Source organism: Campylobacter sp. RM12647 (genome assembly GCF_020138135.1).
In the GTDB taxonomy this organism is placed as follows: Bacteria; Campylobacterota; Campylobacteria; order Campylobacterales; family Campylobacteraceae; genus Campylobacter_E.
The window spans coordinates 1-481 of record NZ_JACGAS010000071.1 but is presented as its reverse complement, the minus strand read 5'-3'; the positions used below and the strand labels follow the sequence as shown (position 1 = coordinate 481).

Genomic DNA, 481 nt, shown 5'->3' with positions numbered 1-481 from the left:
AAAGATAATCTAAAAGAACAAATCGCAAATATTTTAAAAGACGCCCCACAAGATGAATGGGGCACATATGATCCAAATGCTGTGCTTAGTAAAATAGGAGCTTATGAAAAAGGCAGTAAGATTTATGAAGCCTTAGAAAACGAAATGCTAAAAGGAATAATTACTTACGAAAAAGACCCAAACGAGCAATTACCAAGCAATGAAGAAGTATTTAAATATCAAAAAGGCGATGATGCAAGGCTTAGCGAGTTTAAGCTAAAGGCTCAAGTAGCATTCGGCATTAAAACTAATAGTATTTATCAAAAGGCATATCAAGGCAACGCAAGTGCTGATGAAGTAAAAGATTTAGTTCAATTTTTAAAAGATAATAGTATTGATGGGCTTGATTTAAGTGGTAGATTTTTTAAAATACCCAAAGATTACGCTAATGAGATTATGGAGCTTTTTGCAGATGATAACCTAAATGTAGATGATTTTAAGC

The 481-nt window shown here is 32.6% G+C and carries 1 protein-coding gene; it reads left to right on the top strand.

Annotated features, from left to right (window positions below; genetic code table 11):
• The coding region (locus AVBRAN12647_RS09630; RefSeq protein WP_336615122.1) for a hypothetical protein at window positions 1–481 on the top strand (481 nt) is incomplete at both ends.